This is a genomic window from Pseudomonas sp. FP2309 (genome assembly GCF_030687575.1).
Classification (GTDB): Bacteria; Pseudomonadota; Gammaproteobacteria; order Pseudomonadales; family Pseudomonadaceae; genus Aquipseudomonas.
This window is the reverse complement of record NZ_CP117439.1, coordinates 727488-744491: the sequence shown is the minus strand read 5'-3', so window position 1 is coordinate 744491 and position 17004 is coordinate 727488. Positions and strand designations below refer to the sequence as shown.

Genomic DNA, 17004 nt, shown 5'->3' with positions numbered 1-17004 from the left:
ACAGCGCCTACGCTTGGTTGAGACGAGAGACCGCATCAGTCTCTCGTCTTTTTTATGGACCGCTCAATAGCACCTGCAAGCACCCGAACCGTGCCCCAAGAGCCCGGCGGGTATCTGCAAAACGTCGCTGCAGTTTTGACCATGGAGTGTCCTATGCGCGCTTTGACGCCGTTGTTAGTGCTCACCCTTAATGCCTATGCCCACGCTGATACCCTGCCCAGCTTCCTCAACAGCAACGACACCATCCGCAACCTGCCGGTGCCCAACCTGCCAGCCGATGCCTACCGCCCTGTCACCCCGCAGACGCAGTTGCCGGTACCCGCCGCCACCGCCGCACAACCCTTGCTGATGGACACCAAGGTGACCATCAGCAAGTTGCAGATCGAGGGCGGCACGGCCTACGCGCTCAAAGACGTCGCCCAGGCATTCGAACCCTTGATCGGCCGCGAGACCAACCTGGCGCAGTTGATCGAAGCCACCCGCAGCATCACCCGGCGTTACCAGGAGGACGGTTATTTACTGTCCTATGCCTTCCTGCCGGAACAGCGCTTTGAGGGCGGGCTGGTGCGCGTGGTACTGGTGGAAGGCTACATCCGCGATTACCGGCTGGAAGGCGACATCGGTGCCGTCTCGTCCTACGTCGACAAGCTCGCCGAAAAACTCAAGGCCGAACGTCCACTTACCCGAAAGACCTTCGAACGCTACACCACGCTGATGAGCGCCATTCCTGGCGTGACCGTGCTGGCTCAAGTCCCGCCGCCCGGCACGACCGATGGCGGCACCCTCATGAACATCACCGCCAGCCGCAAACCCTTCACCACCAGCATGAACATGACCGAGGCCAGTCGTGGCGGCACGCAGGCGCTGCTGACGGCCACCAGCAATTCGTGGACCTCCCTGGGCGAGCAGCTGAGCATCAGCGGCCTGTTCCCGCCGGGGGACGACAAAGAACATTACTACCGCGCGGCCTACAGCCAATTCATCAATGCCGAGGGCACCCAGTTGTCGCTGGCGGGCGAACGCTACCGCGCCGATCCAAGCACCCACCTGCAACTGGGCGATGGTTTGGAGCTCAAGCCGCACAAGGCGGTCGATCGCTACTCCATCGGCCTCAGCCACCCGCTGATCGCGTCGTCCAACGAGTCGTTGAGCCTGGGGACGCGCCTGTACGCGGTGGACCAGACCACGGGCTATAAGCTGGTGGGTTTCCCACTGCGGTTCGACATCGAAACCGACCTGCGCGCCCTGGCCTTCGAGGGCGACTGGCGCAAGGCCGACAGCACCCAACTGCGCATCCTCAGCGCCGGCCTGTACCAAGGCATCAACGGCCTGGGCGCTAAAAACCGCACAGACTTCGGCGGCCTCAAGCCCGACCTCGACTTCTTCCGCCTGCGCCTGTCAGGCGTGCAGAGCAATACACTCTTCGATAACTGGCAAGGCGTGCTCTCCGGCGCGCTGTACTGGAGCAACGACACGCTGCCCGACAGCGAGCGCGCCACCTTCGGCGGGCAGAGCTTCGGCCGCGGCTACCCCGATGACCAGGGTTCGGGCGACAAGGGCTGGGGCATGGCTTACGAGATCAACTACAGCCACAATCGCGCCGGCGACTGGGTCAGGATCCTGCAACCCTACATCGTGCTCGACCGCGCCAAGACCTGGTTCAACGACCTGCCCGTCAAAGGCAACAACCTGTCATCGGCCGCCGTGGGTCTGCGCTTCGGCGACAACAAGTACTACAACATTGCCCTCGAAGCGGCCAAACCGATGTCGGACGAAGCCCTCGACAGCCTCAATCGCAAGCCGCGGTACTCCTTGAGTTTCAGTTATCAACTCTAACCATGGGCGGCGAACAGCGTCATGGGGCAAACGGGGTGACGTGGCAAGCCGGCGTGTGTGATGAGCGGGCTTGCCCGCGCCGGCCTGAAGGGGCGCCCTGCTCACCGGCATCTACCTATAACGCTGATTAACCGGAAACAGACTGTCCAAGGTATCGATCAACCGCACCAGGTAGATAGGCTTGCGAAACAGGTCCAGTACCTGCAACCGCAGCATGTCACTCACATCATCCATTTCGGCATGACCGGACATCACAATCACCGGCAGGTCTGAGCGGGAAGTATGTTCGCGCAGACGCTTGATCAAGGACATACCGCTTTCCTCGGGCATGCGCAGGTCAGTGATGACCAGGGCGATATCGGGGTGCAGGGTCAGCTCCTGCAAGGCGAAGGTCACGGAGGTAGCGGTAAAGCAAATGAATCCCTCATTTTCGAGGGATTCGGCGAGTTCGACCAGGGCGTACTCTTCGTCGTCCACCAATAGAATTTCCTGGCGGGAGAATGACGCGCCGTTCATGAGTGGTCCCTGCTAATAGTTAATCGCCCCCATCAATGCAGCGCGGTGCCTTAGTACCTGGCATTAACTACCGCTGGGCAGCCCGTTGGAAATCGAATTGAAGACGCCTTTGATTTTATCGCCAAGGCCCGTGCCGACACCGAGAATAACCAGTGCAACTATCGCGACGATAATTACATATTCAATCGCTGATGCACCCTCCTGACGCCGGAAGAATAATTGCGTCTTTACATACAGTTTCAACATCAGATCAAGGAACATAAGACTTCTCCTTAAAACGCCACACAAAGCCGGTACGGCTCTAGCACGGAGGCTCGCGGCGTGCCACTAGAGCATTGTCAACAAACCCCGGGCTCACAACTGTAATAACGGATTAATCACAAAGTATTAGTCGCCTCCTCGCGCCGCAAACCTCCCTATATTTAACTGGCGCCAGTTAAAAGGCTTGTAAATTTTCCGGCAGTTAATGGCGTTTTGTCCTAGCTGAGCTACCGTCAAATAGCCAAATCGTTAGATGTTCATCACAGCCACGGTTGCGTATTCACCCGTTTGGATTGACGGGTCAGCAGTGCACCGGGAGAAGGAGAGCCGTCATGAACAGTCGCATCAGCCTGGCACTGGCCGGCTTGCTACTTATCGGGGCACTGACAGCAGGGTACTGGGGGCTGGTGTTGAGTCGCGCACCCGAGCCCGCTGCCGTCCCTGCCGAACCTGTCGTTTCTGTTGAAAACACCGTCGCCGCCGTCGAAGACCAAACCCGCCAGCCGGTGGTGGTACTGGCGCACAACGTCCCGGCTTTTGTGCCGCTCACCGCAGCCGACCTGGCCGTGGAAAAACTGCGCACCGTACCCGCCGGCAGCCTGACTCAACTGGACCAGGTCATCGGCCGTATCCCTCTGCGGGCACTGGGCGCAGGCACGTGGCTCAACGAAGAAAGCTTCACCGCCGGCGGCCCGCTGGCCCGCATGATCCGGCCCGACGAGCGCGCCCTGGCCGTTGCGGTGGATGACGTGATCGGCGCCGGCGGCCAGTTGAGCCCCGGCGATTACGTGGACGTGCTGCTGTTTCTGCGCCAGGACGCGTTCAACGCCGAACAGTCGGCCCAGATCGTGATTCCGGCCATGCGCCTGCTCAGTGTCGGTGAGCAAATGGGCCTGGCCAGCGACGGCCAACCCGCCGTCCCGCCGCCGGCCACGGCCGAAGAGCGCGCCCAGGCCGTGCAACGTCGGGCCGCCGCCCGCACCGTGGTGCTGGCGGTGCCGGAGCCTTTACTGAGTCGCCTGATGCTCGCCACCCAAGCCGGCACCTTGCGCCTGGCGGTGCGCAGCGCAGACGAGCAGTTGCTCAGCCGTTACTGGGCCGGCGAAAACGACTCACCGGTCACGCTGGAAAAGGCTGACCGCGACCTCTACCAATTCACCCAACTTGCCCTGGTCGGCCCGCCCAAACGCGTCGCGCAGGTTGTTACGCAGCCTGCCGTGCGCCGTGGCATTGAAGTGATACGCGGTGCCCAGGCCACTGAACAAACCCCGTGATTGAGCAAGGATGCCTTGAATGAGCCATCGCTACGCAGTTGTGTTCGCACATGTGGCCTGGGCCCTGATGCTGTTGGGCGTGCCGTTAGGCACGGCGCTGGCGGCACCCGGCAATTGCAGCGCCCTTGGCCAACTGCCCGCGGTGGTCGAGGTGGGAGAAGGCCTGCAACAAGCGATGCAATCGCCGGTCCCCATTACACGCCTGGCCATCGGCGACCCCAAAATCGCCGACGTGCGGGTCAACGGCGACCGCAGCTTCCTGCTCACCGGCGTCAGCAGCGGCGCCACCAGCCTGATGGTCTGGACCGCCTGTGCCAGCGCGCCACGCCAGAGCATGGTGTTCGTCAAAGGCAAGGCCACCTCGGCGCTCACCCGCTTATCGCTGTCGCCATCGGACGATCCGTTGTTGCCCAGCCAGGTTCAGACCGACATCCGCTTTGTGGAAGTCAGCCGCACCAAACTCAAGGAAGCCAGCACCACGATCCTGGGCACCGCCAAAAATGCGTTTTTCGGCAGCCCCAACCTGCTCTTCCCAACCCCCACAACCCAAGCCCTGCCCATCAGCGGCACCAGTTTCAATATCGGCTTCGGCGGCGGCCGCGTTTCGGCGATGATCAACGCCCTGGAGCGCAGCGGCTTTGCCTATACCCTGGCGCGTCCAAGCCTTGTGGCCATGAGCGGGCAAAGCGCGAGCTTCCTCGCGGGTGGTGAAGTGCCCGTACCGGTGCCCAGCGCCGGCAGCGACACCATTTCTATCGAGTACAAAGAATTCGGCATCCGCCTGACCCTCACCCCGACGGTGATCGACCGCAACCGCATCACCCTCAAGGTGGCGCCGGAAGTCAGCGAACTGGACTACAGCAATGCCGTGCAGATCCAAGGCATCCAAGTGCCGGCCCTCACCGTGCGCCGCACCGACACCAGTGTGTCCCTGGCCGATGGTGAAAGCTTTGTGATCAGCGGCCTGATCAGCAGCAACAACCGCTCCACCGTCAGCAAGTTTCCTGGACTGGGGGATATCCCGATCCTCGGTGCGTTTTTCCGCGACGCCAACATCAGCCGCGAAGAAAAAGAGTTGCTGATGATCGTCACCCCGCATCTGGTCCAGCCCCTGGCCGCCAACGCCCAACTGCCATCCTTGCCTGGGGAAAAACTACGCAGCTACGACCCCAATTGGTACCGACTGTTTTTCCTCGAAAACGGCAATTTCGACCGCCGCAGTGGACTGTCCCAATGAGCGATAGCCTGAGCCAGACATTTCTGGCAATCACCCGTAACAGTATCGACCTGGAGTGGCTGCAGGGTGCATTGGCGCCGCTGGGGCAAGTGGTCAGCGCCGGCGGCGGCAGCCTTGATGAACTGCTGGCCCTGGTCGACGTGACCTTCGCCAATCTGGTCTTTGTGGGCCTGGACCGTGAACATATCGTGGCCCAGAGCGCATTGATCGAGGGGGCGCTGGAAGCCAAGCCGATGCTGGCGATCGTCGCTCTGGGTGACGGCATGGACAACCAGTTGGTGCTCAACGCCATGCGCGCCGGCGCGCGGGATTTCGTTGCCTACGGTTCGCGCTCCAGCGAAGTGGCCGGGCTGGTCCGCCGCTTGAGCAAACGCCTGCCGCCCGCCGCATCCAATGCGCACCTGGGCGGTCTGACCGTGCTGTATGGCACCCAAAGCAATGCCGACGGCGCGCTGCTGTCAAGCCACCTGGCGATGGTGGTGCAAAAGAGCGGGCAACAAACCCTGCTGCTGGATCTGGGCCTGCCGCGCGGTGACAGCCTTGCACTGCTGGGTCTGGAAAGCACCTTTAACTTTGGCGATGCCCTGCGCCATCTCAGACGCCTGGACACCACGCTGATCAACAGCGCCTTCGCCCGCACCGAAGACAACTTGCGCATCCTCGCCTACGCGACCACCGACGAACCACTGGAGCTGACCAGTGCCGCGGAGCTGTACATGCTGCTCAGTGCGCTGCGCCAACACTTCCAGCACATCGTGGTGAACCTCACCGGGCAAACCGACAGCGAAGCCCTGCGCACCTTTGTCAGCCACTGCGACAAGCTGTTGTGGTACACCGACCAGAGCGTGCTCGACTGCCGCCGCAACCTGGCGGTAATCAACCTGTGGCGGGACAAAGGCATGAAGCTCGAACACGCCAAGCTGCTGGTGGACCGCTACCTCAAAGCCTGCGCCCCCGGCATCGAAACCTTGGAAAAAAGTTACGGCCTGGCGTGCGTCGCCGTGCTGCCAATGAGCGCCGAACTGCGCCTGAACGCCAAGAACCAAGGACAAACCCTATTTGCATTGGCCCCGCGCGAACCCTTGACCCAAGCCTTGCGCACCCTGGGCGAACGCCTGGCCAAGCGTTCCGAAGGCATGGAAAAACCCTCGGCGCGCTGGTTCGAGCGCTTGTTGGGGACGGGGAGATGAACGGCGAAAAACTGTTCGGCGGGCCAGCAAGCAGCGCCGCCGGAAATAACGATCACGATGGCCTGAAACTGGTGCTGCACCGCTACATCATCGATGCCATCGAGGAGTCCGGCAAAAACCTGTTGGAAGGTTCGCGCCAGTCCCTGGCGCAATTTGTCATCGACAAAGTGTCCGAATACATCACGCGCATGCACTTGGCGATTTCCCGCTATGAGATGGAACGCCTGGCCGAAGAGATCGTCGACGAACTCACCGGTTTCGGCCCGCTGGAAGTGCTGCTGCGCGATCCGTCGGTGACCGAAATTCTGGTCAACGGCCCGCACCGGGTGTTCATCGAACGCGACGGCCTGCTGCACCACAGCGACCTGCGGTTCATCGACGCCCACCATGTGGAGCGGGTCATGCAACGCATCCTGGCGCCGCTGGGCCGGCGCCTGGACGAGTCTTCGCCGATGGTGGATGCACGGCTACCCGATGGCAGTCGGGTCAACGCAATCATCCCGCCGATTGCCCTGGACGGCCCCTGCCTGTCGATCCGCAAGTTTCGCAAGGACATGCTCAAGAGCAGCGACCTGGTGGCGATGCAAACCATCGACCAGAACATCTTCGAGTTCTTCCAGGAGGCGGTGGGCAAACGCTGCAACATCCTGATCAGCGGCGGGACCGGCACGGGTAAAACCACGCTGCTCAACATCCTCAGCCAGTTGATCACCCCGCACGAGCGGTTAGTGACCATCGAAGACGTCGCTGAACTGCAATTGGGCCACCCGCACGTCGTGCGCCTGGAAACCCGCCCGCCGAATTCCGAGGGGCATGGCGAGGTCAAGGCCAGCGACCTGATCCGTAACGCCCTGCGCATGCGCCCCGACCGCATCATCCTCGGCGAGATTCGTGGCGTGGAGGTGCTCGACGTGATGACCGCCATGAACACCGGTCACGACGGTTCCATGAGCACGGTGCACGCCAACAACGCCCAGGATGCGCTGCTGCGCCTGGAAACCCTGGTGGGCCTGACTGGCCGTGTGGTTGCGGAAAAAACCCTGCGGCAAATGGTCTGCGCGGCGCTGGATGTGGTGATCCAACTGACCCGCCTGCCCGATGGCCGACGCTGTGTGAGCGAGGTCGTGGAAGTGGTGGGCGTCCGCGATGACGTGTATGTCACCAACACCCTGTTTCGCCTCGACCGGCGCACCGGCTGCGGTTTCCTGCGGGATGCGATCAACCCCGCAGGTGACAAACTGCGCCGCGAAACGACGCTGTCGCTCTAAGGAGACGCACCATGACCGGCCCGATCCTGCTACTGACCTGCATCATCCTGGTGGGCCTGTCATTGAGTCTGTTCAAGAATGGCTTGCGCCGGGCCAGCACCGACCGGGTGTTGGAGCGGCTTGCCGAAGGCCAGCCGGTAGCGGCGCAAGCCGTTGCCGGATGGGATGGACTGGAGCGCATGTTCCAGCGCGCCGGGCTGGGCAAACCCACCGACCGTCTGGGGCTGTGGCTCACCGGCTGGGCATTGGGCGCGCTGCTGGGCCTGGTCGTCGCCGAGTGGCTCGGCCTGTTGCTGATGATCGCTGTGCCGCCGCTGGCGCTGCGCGTGTATATCGCCTGGCGATATCAACACCGTGTGCGCCGCATGATCGAACAACTGCCGACGCTGCAGGACCACACGGTGCGCAGCCTCAAGTCGGGACGCACCTTGGCGGACGCGGTGCTGGGCGGCATCAACGCCAGTGAGTACCCGCTCAAACATGCCATGGGCCGCGTTCAGCGCAACGTGCAACTGGGCGTAAGCCTGCCGGATTCGATCCACGATTTTGCCGAGCTCTATGAGCGCGACGAATTCCGCCTGTTCGCTCTCGGCTTGAAGGTGAACCATCGTTACGGCGGCAATGCCAGTGAACTGCTGGAAAACCTGATCAAGATGATTCGCGAAAAGGAACAGGGGCTGCGCCAACTCAAGGCCATGACCGGCGAAACGCGGATGACCGCCTACGTACTGGCCGGGTTGCCGATCGGCATGGTGGCGTACTTCATGTTCGCCAACCCTGGTTACCTGATGACCATGTGGAACGACGAATCCGGTCGCTACCTGCTGTTCGGTGCGGCAGCCATGGACCTGACGGGCACCTTCGCCATGTGGCGCATGTTGCGGAGTATTTGAGATGGTCCTGCTCGCCTGCGCACTGATGATGTTGGCGGCGCTGGTGCTGATCGGCGGCCAACTGCTCGAACAACGCCGACGCCAACGCCTGGTCAACAGGCGACTGCAGGGCCAGATGATCCGCGAAGCCAAATTGGGCAGCCTGATGCGTCATCTCGGCACCAGTGCCCTGGCCCAGCGCTCGGTGAACCTGGACAACGAAACCCAAACCCTGCTCAATCGTGTCGGCTGGCGCAAAGCACAGCAACGCTCAATGTATGCCGCCTTTCAACTGGGTACGCCGCTGGTGCTGCTGGGCGTGACCCTGGTGGGGCAGCAGTTGCTTTACCCGCATAACGCCTCACCGTGGCTCGCGCCTTTGATTGCCCTGGGTATCGGTTACCTGTTGCCCAAGCGCATCCTCGCCGCCACGGCCAGGCACCGTCAGCAGCGTATCGCCGTGGAGGTGTCGACCTTTATCCCGCTGCTGCGCATTTTGTTCGAGTCAGGCATGGCGGTTGAGCAGGCCCTGCGGGTATTGAGCAACGAAGGGCAACGCCTGCTGCCGGAGTTGACCCGCGAACTGAGGCTGATCCTCAGCCGTGTCGATTCCGGCCTGGAATTGGCTGAAGAGTTGGGCAAGACCGCCCGCTTGCTGGCCGTCGATGAGTTCAATGACACCTGCACCATCCTTCAGCAGTTGATCTCGCAGGGCGGCGGCGCGATGAAGTCACTGCTGGCCCTCAAGCAATTGCTCGACGACCGGCGCCTGACACGCCTGCAGGAATACATTTCGAAAATGTCGGCAAAAATGTCGGTGGTCATGATGGTTTTCCTGTTTCCCGCCTTGCTGATCGTGCTGGGTGGGCCGGCGTTTATTGCCATCGCCCGCGCCTTGAACCACTTTTGAGGAGACCTCGATGAAAGCACTGATCACCGCACTGACGCTGTTAACGCTTGGCGGCTGCGCCACCTATGGCCAGTCGCCCTGGACGGCGCTGACTTCGCCCGCAAGTTGCGCCAAACCCAGCGCCGATCAGGACCTGGCGCTCAACGTTGCCGATGACATGGCCAACGAAGGCAAGCTGCACGCCAGCCTGGCCAACCTGCAAAGCCTGCCCGACGCCCTGCCCCAAGTGCGCCAGCGCAAGGCCCGCGCCTATCGATTGCTAGGGCGCGCCGAAGCCGAGCCGCTGTATCGCAGCCTGCTGGGCAGTTGCATGACCGCCGAAGGCGAACACGGCCTGGGGCAACTCGCCGCCGCCAAAGGCGACAACGCGCAGGCCATGGCCCATATGCAACGGGCGGCGCGGCTGGCGCCCACCGACGAAAAAATTCGCAATGACCTGGGCGTGATCTACCTCAACCAACTGCGCCTGGAAGAAGCGCGCTTTGAATTCATGACCGCCATCGAGCTCAAGCAGAGTGATGCCCTGGCGGCCGTGAACCTGGTGACCCTGCTGATTTATCAGGACGACTGGAGGCAGGCGGCCAACGTCGTCAGCCAACTGGGTCTGAGCCCCGAACAAGTGACCGCGGCCCAGGCCCGCGCCGAGCAACTCAAAGGCTCCGGTGCAGCGGCACGCAACGTAGCGGCGGTCAGTGATGCCCTGCCGGCCACCATCGAGTAAGGAGTCATTGATGAAAAGCCATTACCTGATCTGCCTGGCATTGCTGCCATTGACGGCATCGGCTATCCCAGCGGGGCCGTCATCACCGCAGCAAGCGGAAACCGAAAACTGGATGGCGCTGCAGGTCAGTGGACGCGCCGCCTCGCCCACGCCGCAAAGGGCCTCGCCCTACGAGCGGGAGCAGGCCTTGCAGCGTTGGCTGGACAGCAACAGGCATCCAATTCCGGATTTTTTCGACGAGAAGGCGGGGGGCGCAAGCGGCGGCCAGGGGCGCCAGTGACGCCCTGCCCTTCAGTGCGCCGTGACCGGCTGGCGCATCGCCAATTGGCCCGGCGACAGGGCCAAGGCCAACTGGGTGCGGTTATGCATGTGGGTCAGGCGCAGCACCTGGGACACGTACAGCTTGACCGTGTTTTCAGTGATCCCCAGTTCACAGGCGATCTGGTAGTTGGTCTGGCCCTTGCCCACCAGACGCGCGACATCCAACTGACGCGGGGAGAGCTTGTTGAAGATGCTCGGTATCGGCGCCGACACGGCGTCTTCGGCCATTGATTCAGTGTCATCGGCCGGCGCTGGGGTTGGGCTGCGACGGACTTTGTCGAGGTCGTGATAAAGGTCATTGATGGATTCGGAGAGGTACTGCAACTTCAGGTTCAAGTGCCCCAGATGCAGCTCTTTTTGCCGTTCCTGCAACGCCGCTTCCTGGCGCTGTATGCCTTCCAGCAATTCGTCGAGGTTGATCGGTTTCTGGTAGTAGTCCGAGATTCCCGCGCGCAGCGCCTTGATCACGTCCTGCTTGTCGGAACGCCCGGTGAGCATGATCGCCTCGAACGCACGCTGTTTGCCCGCAACCTTTTGCATGGCCTGGACCAGCTCGATGCCGTCCATGTCCGGCATGTGCAGGTCACACAGCACCAGACCGATCTCGGCGTCCTCACCGAAGCGTTGCAAGGCGTGGCGGCTGGATTCGCACGGTACACAGCGGTACCCGCTGCTCTCGAGAAATTCGCAAAGTTCTTCCACGATCAAGGGTTGATCGTCGACCACAAGCACTTTTACTGCCGATGTCAGCTTGTTCACGCGCTACTCCATGCCTGGCAAGCCAAAGGGCGACCTATCCATTTTGACAAACAAATCGTTTACAGATGCTTCATAGAAAGTAGACGTAGTTTCCGAGTCTGTACATAGCGCAGCGCCAGGCCTGCGACTAGTGGATCCAAAGCCAATACAGCGCAAAACCGACCCATACAAAGGGGGCAAAAGGTTGTTTGGTTGACGCGTGATCTGAAGGGCGCCGCGCAGGCCGTGCAAGCCATTGATGGATAAGAACCCAGGCCCCCTGGGCAACGGCGGCACCGATCAACGACCACAGCACATGATCCACCGCACTGGCCAGCGCCAACGCGCCGAGCAACTTCACATCCCCCGCGCCAAAGCGGCCCAGCGCGTAGCCCGGCAGCGTCAACAACACAGCCAGCGCCAAGGCCCAGCCACCCTGGCCGGCAGGCGCGCCCAGCCAGGTGGTGCCGGTCCACAGCAGGTAGATCAACGCCAACAGCGCAGCGCCCAGGGTCAAGCGGTTGGCGATCTGCCGCTGCCGCATATCCTGCAGCGCACAGAGCCCCAGCCACAGCAGTACCACCACGCCATGGATCACGTAAAAAACATCCCTTTTCGTTGAATGATTCTATGCTGATATCAGGTAGTAGCCGTCAGGGTAGACGCAGTCATGAAAACAGGCCTCCCCAGAAAACAAAAAGGTGCCGCCGCGATCGAGTTCGCCTTGGTTTTCGGCATTTTTTTTGCGGTGTTCTATGGGTTGATCAGCTACAGCCTGCCTCTGCTGTTGATGCAATCGTTCAACCAGGCGGCCGCGGAGGCCGTGCGCCAGGCCATGGCGGTGGACCCGGTGAGCGCCGGCAGCGCCTACGGCACACAGGTCACCCAGCGCGCAAAAAATACCGTCGTGACGCAACTGAGCTGGATCCCCGCCGGTTTCAAATTCAAGAGCGAATACGTCAGCGCGACCTACGTCGGCACCACACTGACGGTGGCGATCACCTACCCCACGACCAACCTCTATTCAGTGTTCCCGGCGTTGGTATTGCCGGGCGTGGGTACCGTTCCGAAACTGCCCGTCAACTTGTACGCCCGCTCGAGCCTGCAGTTTTGAGCCCCACTGATAACCTCTTCGGGCGCCTGTTAGGCCGCCCCGGCGCACTGGACCTGGCGCCCCCCGCCGCGCCCGGTATGGGCTTGCACCTGCAATTGGATCAACGGGGTCACGTTCTCAGTGTCAGCGGCAGCCTGCGTATGCAGCTCGCTCCGCGTGTCCGGAATGAGCCTCCCCCGCTGCTGCGTGAACTGGTGTGCCGCGACAGCGCCTTGTGTATCGAAGGCCACCCCGCCGACTGGCAACAACAAAGCCTGGATCTGGATTTCCTGGGCCTCGCCGACCAGGTTCTGCACACCCGTGGTTGGGTCGAGCCAAACGGTGCCAACTGGGCCCTGCACCTGCTGGACATCAGCGACCTGCTCGGCGGCAAGCGACGGGCCCAGGACCGCGAACAAAACCATCAATTGGCCTGCCAGATGAGTGAGCAACTGCGGGTGTGCAGCCTCAGCCGCTTGCCGGAGGTATTCAACGAGCATCTGCGCAGCCTGGCCCAGCGCTGGCACATTCCGTGTGTCGCGCTGGCCTTGCTCGATGAAGAAGATCAAGGCTGGCGGGTCTACAGCGGGTATGCCGCCCACGACGCGCCGGCCCTGTGGCAGACCGGCCAACACCTCGGCACCTGCCTGGACAGCGCCAATGGCAATGCAACGTTGCGCATGGATACGCTTCGAGGGCGCAGCGACAACCCGCGCCTGCACAGCGTGTTTGGTAACACCGAAGGGTTCCTGGTGCCGTACCGCGATGGCCAGGGCGTCGCCGCCTGGTTGCTCTGCGGTTTCTATAGCGGCCAGCCGCACACCGGCGACCGCGACTGGCTGAACCTTGCGGCCGCCCTCGCCGCGCCCCTGCTGAGCCGCCTGCGCGAGCAACGTCACCATCAACAATTGGAGCGGGTCGAAGCCCTGCAAGGTTTGCTCGGCACCGGCTGGTGGGAGCTGCTGCCCGCGACCCGGGAAATCCAACTGGCCCCACAGTTGCTGCACAGCCTCAGCCTGGAAGACGGCCCCACCCGCCAGGCGTTGGCCCAATGGCTGCAATTGATCCACCCGGCCGACCGCCAGGCACTCAATAGCCGCCTGCACGACCTGCAAGCACTCGGTAAACCGTTGTTGACCAGCGTGCGCCTGCAACGCAGCGACGCCGATCACACCCCCATCTGGTATCGCGTACAAGGCCAGATGCTGGACGGCGACGACAGCCGACGCTGGATAGGCTTCATGCTCGACATCAGCGACATCAAAAACCAGCAACTGGAAACCGCCGCCGCCCATGCGCGCCTGGATAACCTGATCGCCAGCTCGCCGGCGGTGATCTATGTACAGCGTTACCTCAGCGGCGCTCTGCACCCGACGTTCTTCAGCGACAGCCTGATGCCGCTGCTGGGCTGGACCCTGGCCGAATGTAATCACGACAGCCTGGCCTCACTGATCCATCCCGACGATCGTGACCTGTATTTTGAACGCAGCCGCCAACTGCTGCGTGAGGGCACGGTGCGCAGCCGCTACCGCGTGCGCGACAAACAGGGCCATTACCACTGGCTGCTCGACGAAGCCAAGTTGCTGCGTGACGACCTGGGCCTGCCGGTGGAAGCTGTCGGCCTGTGGCTGGACGTGACCGACGCGACGCTGGCCGCCGAACAGATCAAACAAAGCGAAGAGCGCTACCGCATCCTCGTGGAAGATTCCCCGGCGATGATCTGCCGCTACCGTCCGGACCTGACCCTGACCTTCGGCAATACGCCGTTGGCCAACCATCTGGAGCGTTCGCCCGCCGACCTGCCGGGGCTGAACCTGGGCCATTGGCTGTCGGACGAACAGCGCCAGGCCTTCGTGCAGCGCATCAACCAACTGACGCCGGAGTTCCCGGTAAGCACCGCCGAAATCAGCCTGGAACTGCCAGGTCGCGAACACGCCTGGTGGGTATGGTCCGACCGAGGGGTGTTCGACGAACACGGCACACTCCTGGAAGTGCAGGCCGTGGGCCGCGACAACAGCGAAGTGCGCCGCTCCCAGCAACAACTGACCCAGAGCGCGAAAATGGCCACCCTCGGCGAAATGGCCACCGGCCTGGCCCACGAGATCAACCAGCCGCTGAACGTGATGCGCATGGCCATCGTCAATGTGCTCAAGCGCCTGAGCAACGGCACTGCAGACGCCGCCTACCTCACCGAAAAACTCCAGCGCATCGACGCTCAGGTGCAACGCGCGGCACGGGTGGTGGACCACATGCGCGTGTTTGGCCGGCGCTCGGAAATCGAGCAGCAGCTTTTCGACCCCTCGCAGGCGGTGCACGGCACGCTGTCGCTGCTCAGTGACAGCCTGAAGGCCAAGGGCGTGGAACTGCGCATCGTCCCGACGGACTTTACGGTGCAGGTCAAAGGCTATGTCGACCAGTTGGAACAAGTGCTGATCAACCTGATGGTCAATGCCCGCGACGCCCTCCTGAGCCACCGGGAAAAGCACCCGCAACTGCAGCCATGGATAGCCCTGCATTGCGAACACGACAGGTGTCATGTGCGCATCTGGGTCGAGGACAACGCTGGCGGCATCGACCCGCGGTTGCTGGAGCGGATCTTCGAGCCATTTTTTACCACCAAGCCGATCGGCGTGGGCACGGGGCTGGGGTTGTCGGTGAGCTACGGCATTGTGGAAAACATGGGCGGACGCTTAAGCGTCGCCAACGCCGAGGAAGGCGCGCGATTTTGTGTGGAACTGCCGGTGGTGGGGGGTTAGATCACCAGGTAGGCGCGGCCCATGTGGCAGGTCAGGTTGGCACCGACTTCGGCGTTGCCCAGGGTGATGCCCAAGCTGCCCAATATCGTATTCACGATAGGGTCCAGTACTGGCGACAAGAGATTCTGTATCGCACCCACCAACGTCGTGGTGATAGTCGTGAGCAGCCCCGCGACGCCAGCAAGCGCACCACTTGAAACATTGCCGCTGGGGGGGGCATACGTGACTTGGATCCCCCCGAGTGTATTGACCAAGCTGTTAACCATGTCACTGCTGGGCAAGGCTTTCTGGTAGGTGGGGGCGGCATTCATCTCACTCACTGGAGCGAACAGCATCGTGGCGTCAGTCCCGCCGACTGTCGAATGCGCAAATTGCACCAACAGACTTCCTCCCACACCCGGCTGGCGCGCAGCGCAGCCGAATATTCCCTTACACGTCTGCACACCGATATCTACAAGCGGGACAGGCTGGACGCTGACAGCTGCCGAGGAAGAAAACGCATCTGTCGCATTGATTTTGCCGATGGACAAATCAGCCAGCGATGTCTTGGTTTGGACCGTCAGCGATTTTGCAGCGCTGCTTGCGCAACTGAAGTCTTTAACATAGCTCTCGGCGCTCACCGCTTCTAAATTGATATCCAGCCTGGAAAACAGTTGAGGATCGGTATGATCGCAGGGCTTCAAAACGAGACAGAGCAATGGGTCCAGCGTACCGACCAAGTTCAGATGCAACAGATTATTCACGACGCCAGTCACCGGGGTGGTCAGCGCTGTGACGGCTGACGTCAATTGGGACACACCTTTAAGTACCGGAAGATCAATAGAGACCAGCGTTCTGACTTGAGCGGTACGCACAAAAATTTGATCCGTCTTGGGCGTATTGTTCAAACCAGCCTTTGCCAGCGCAGGGTTGCCTATCGCCGACAACTGGGGCGGCTGGATGACTTTGGTCTGGATCGATACGTTGCCCACCAGCGGAATATTGAGCTGGACAGCCGTGCTCACCGCACTTTTACTGCTGGACAATTGCGCCACCGCCTCCAGCAATTGAAACAACTGCAGGTTGGTATTGAGCGCGGCGGACGGCGTTCCGGTGGCCACTTTCAACAAATCGCCGACCTTCAACAAGGGGGCATTGGGAGCGACGGCTTTGAGTGAGAGCACATCGTTGATCACCGCCGCGGCTGCACCGTTTTTTTGCAGGACCTTGGCCGCCGCGTTGATCAGTTGGGCAGCCGATACATTGGTATTGAGCAGCGCTTCGTAATCACCTGCCTTGACCGTCAAATCAATCGCCAACTGATCCAGGTAGCCGAGCAGGTTAACGTTGCTCTGCAACAAGCCATTCCAACCCGCCGGGGTGAGCGACAAGCTGCCCCCCAGCAAATTGCCGATGATCATGTTCAGGGCCGGGGACTTGGAAGAGTCAACCGTCGCCAGGCTGCTGCGAATAGTCAGTTGCGCCACCGGCGGAGCATAAGCCGCAACCGCCGTCGCACTCATCACCGTCTGCACTGCCGGCCCATTGCCGCTGAACATGCCCCAGATGCCACTGGCGACACTGCTCGTCACGCGCTGCGTCGCCACTACCCGAATCGCATCGTTCCTGCTGGCATCGGCGGTGAATACGCGGATATTGGCGGCGTTGGTCGCCAGTGTGCCGCAGCTCACGGTCAAGCCACGGCTGGCGTCGCCGGCGACGAGGGTAAAGCCGTTACGTGCGGCGTTCTGCCTGGCGTAGTCGTTGGCGGTGGTGGTGGGCGTGCACAGGCCGCCACGGGCGGCGGCTTCCAGGGCGGAGGTGTCGGCGATGGATTGCAGTTTGCGCTTTTCCAGGTACAGGCGACCGCTGTCCACGGCCAACAGCAGGAACACCAAGGCCAGCGCCAGGGTACCCGCCGCCATCAAGCCAATCGCACCACGCTGCTGGGAACGGAATCGGGGAGACATCAAGGCACTCCAAAGCACTTACTCTCCGTAGATGATCTGGAGTGTAGACAAGGCTTAGGGAG

General features: G+C 61.8%; 16 protein-coding genes. 11 read left to right on the top strand and 5 right to left on the bottom strand.

Features of this window, described 5'->3' with window-relative positions; all coding sequences use genetic code 11:
* Positions 1–153 precede the first annotated feature (153 nt).
* Positions 154–1836, top strand: coding sequence for a ShlB/FhaC/HecB family hemolysin secretion/activation protein (locus PSH59_RS03215; RefSeq protein ID WP_305394294.1), 1683 nt, complete (start codon positions 154–156; stop codon positions 1834–1836).
* A 111-nt stretch (positions 1837–1947) separates the two neighbouring features.
* Here the strand turns inward: PSH59_RS03215 and PSH59_RS03210 are convergent, their stop codons facing one another.
* A complete protein-coding gene (locus tag PSH59_RS03210; RefSeq protein ID WP_248077667.1) occupies positions 1948–2352 on the bottom strand; it encodes a response regulator in 405 nt (134 codons plus the stop codon).
* Between the two features lie 63 nt (positions 2353–2415).
* The gene (locus PSH59_RS03205) at positions 2416–2613 is read right to left on the bottom strand and encodes a Flp family type IVb pilin (RefSeq protein ID WP_248077666.1); all 198 of its coding nucleotides are present in this window, start codon (positions 2611–2613) and stop codon (positions 2416–2418) included.
* Positions 2614–2945: 332 nt separating this feature from the next.
* Between PSH59_RS03205 and cpaB the strand changes: the two genes are divergently transcribed.
* The 8 genes from cpaB to PSH59_RS03165 are packed head-to-tail and all read left to right on the top strand — an operon-like array spanning position 2946 to position 10365.
* Complete coding sequence (cpaB, locus tag PSH59_RS03200) at positions 2946–3887, top strand: Flp pilus assembly protein CpaB (protein ID WP_305394293.1); 942 nt, start codon at positions 2946–2948, stop codon at positions 3885–3887.
* A 19-nt stretch (positions 3888–3906) separates the two neighbouring features.
* A complete protein-coding gene (locus PSH59_RS03195; protein ID WP_305394292.1) occupies positions 3907–5124 on the top strand; it encodes a type II and III secretion system protein family protein in 1218 nt (405 codons plus the stop codon).
* On the top strand, positions 5121–6314 hold the full coding sequence (locus tag PSH59_RS03190) for a pilus assembly protein (RefSeq protein ID WP_248077663.1): 1194 nt from the start codon (positions 5121–5123) through the stop codon (positions 6312–6314). Before PSH59_RS03195 ends, PSH59_RS03190 begins: the two co-directional genes overlap by 4 nt.
* The gene (locus PSH59_RS03185) at positions 6311–7582 is read left to right on the top strand and encodes a CpaF family protein (protein WP_248077662.1); all 1272 of its coding nucleotides are present in this window, start codon (positions 6311–6313) and stop codon (positions 7580–7582) included. The genes PSH59_RS03190 and PSH59_RS03185 overlap by 4 nt, the downstream gene beginning before the upstream one ends.
* 11 nt (positions 7583–7593) lie before the next feature.
* On the top strand, positions 7594–8475 hold the full coding sequence (locus PSH59_RS03180; protein ID WP_305394291.1) for a type II secretion system F family protein: 882 nt from the start codon (positions 7594–7596) through the stop codon (positions 8473–8475).
* Position 8476: 1 nt separating this feature from the next.
* On the top strand, positions 8477–9364 hold the full coding sequence (locus tag PSH59_RS03175) for a type II secretion system F family protein (RefSeq protein WP_248077660.1): 888 nt from the start codon (positions 8477–8479) through the stop codon (positions 9362–9364).
* A gap of 10 nt (positions 9365–9374) precedes the next feature.
* Positions 9375–10085: a tetratricopeptide repeat protein gene (locus PSH59_RS03170; RefSeq protein ID WP_305394290.1), complete on the top strand. Its 711-nt coding sequence runs from the start codon at positions 9375–9377 to the stop codon at positions 10083–10085.
* 10 nt (positions 10086–10095) lie between these two features.
* Positions 10096–10365: a DUF3613 domain-containing protein gene (locus PSH59_RS03165; protein WP_248077656.1), complete on the top strand. Its 270-nt coding sequence runs from the start codon at positions 10096–10098 to the stop codon at positions 10363–10365.
* Between the two features lie 11 nt (positions 10366–10376).
* On the opposite strand, the gene PSH59_RS03160 is transcribed toward PSH59_RS03165, so the two are convergent.
* Both PSH59_RS03160 and PSH59_RS03155 read right to left on the bottom strand, forming a co-directional pair.
* Complete coding sequence (locus tag PSH59_RS03160) at positions 10377–11165, bottom strand: response regulator transcription factor (protein WP_305394289.1); 789 nt, start codon at positions 11163–11165, stop codon at positions 10377–10379.
* 127 nt (positions 11166–11292) lie between these two features.
* On the bottom strand, positions 11293–11742 hold the full coding sequence (locus PSH59_RS03155) for a prepilin peptidase (RefSeq protein WP_305394288.1): 450 nt from the start codon (positions 11740–11742) through the stop codon (positions 11293–11295).
* A 72-nt stretch (positions 11743–11814) separates the two neighbouring features.
* Here PSH59_RS03155 and PSH59_RS03150 point away from each other — a divergent pair, with 72 nt between their 5' ends.
* Together PSH59_RS03150 and PSH59_RS03145 are read left to right on the top strand one after the other, a co-directional pair.
* Positions 11815–12258 carry a TadE/TadG family type IV pilus assembly protein gene (locus PSH59_RS03150; protein WP_248077650.1) on the top strand — a complete coding sequence of 148 codons (444 nt, stop codon included), beginning with the start codon at positions 11815–11817 and terminating at the stop codon, positions 12256–12258.
* A complete protein-coding gene (locus tag PSH59_RS03145) occupies positions 12255–14993 on the top strand; it encodes a PAS domain-containing sensor histidine kinase (protein ID WP_305394287.1) in 2739 nt (912 codons plus the stop codon). Before PSH59_RS03150 ends, PSH59_RS03145 begins: the two co-directional genes overlap by 4 nt.
* Here PSH59_RS03145 and PSH59_RS03140 read toward each other — a convergent pair.
* Positions 14990–16942, bottom strand: a complete 1953-nt coding sequence (locus PSH59_RS03140) for a pilus assembly protein TadG-related protein (protein ID WP_305394286.1) — start codon at positions 16940–16942, stop codon at positions 14990–14992. The two genes, PSH59_RS03145 and PSH59_RS03140, sit on opposite strands and share 4 nt — an antisense overlap.
* Positions 16943–17004: the final 62 nt, after the last annotated feature.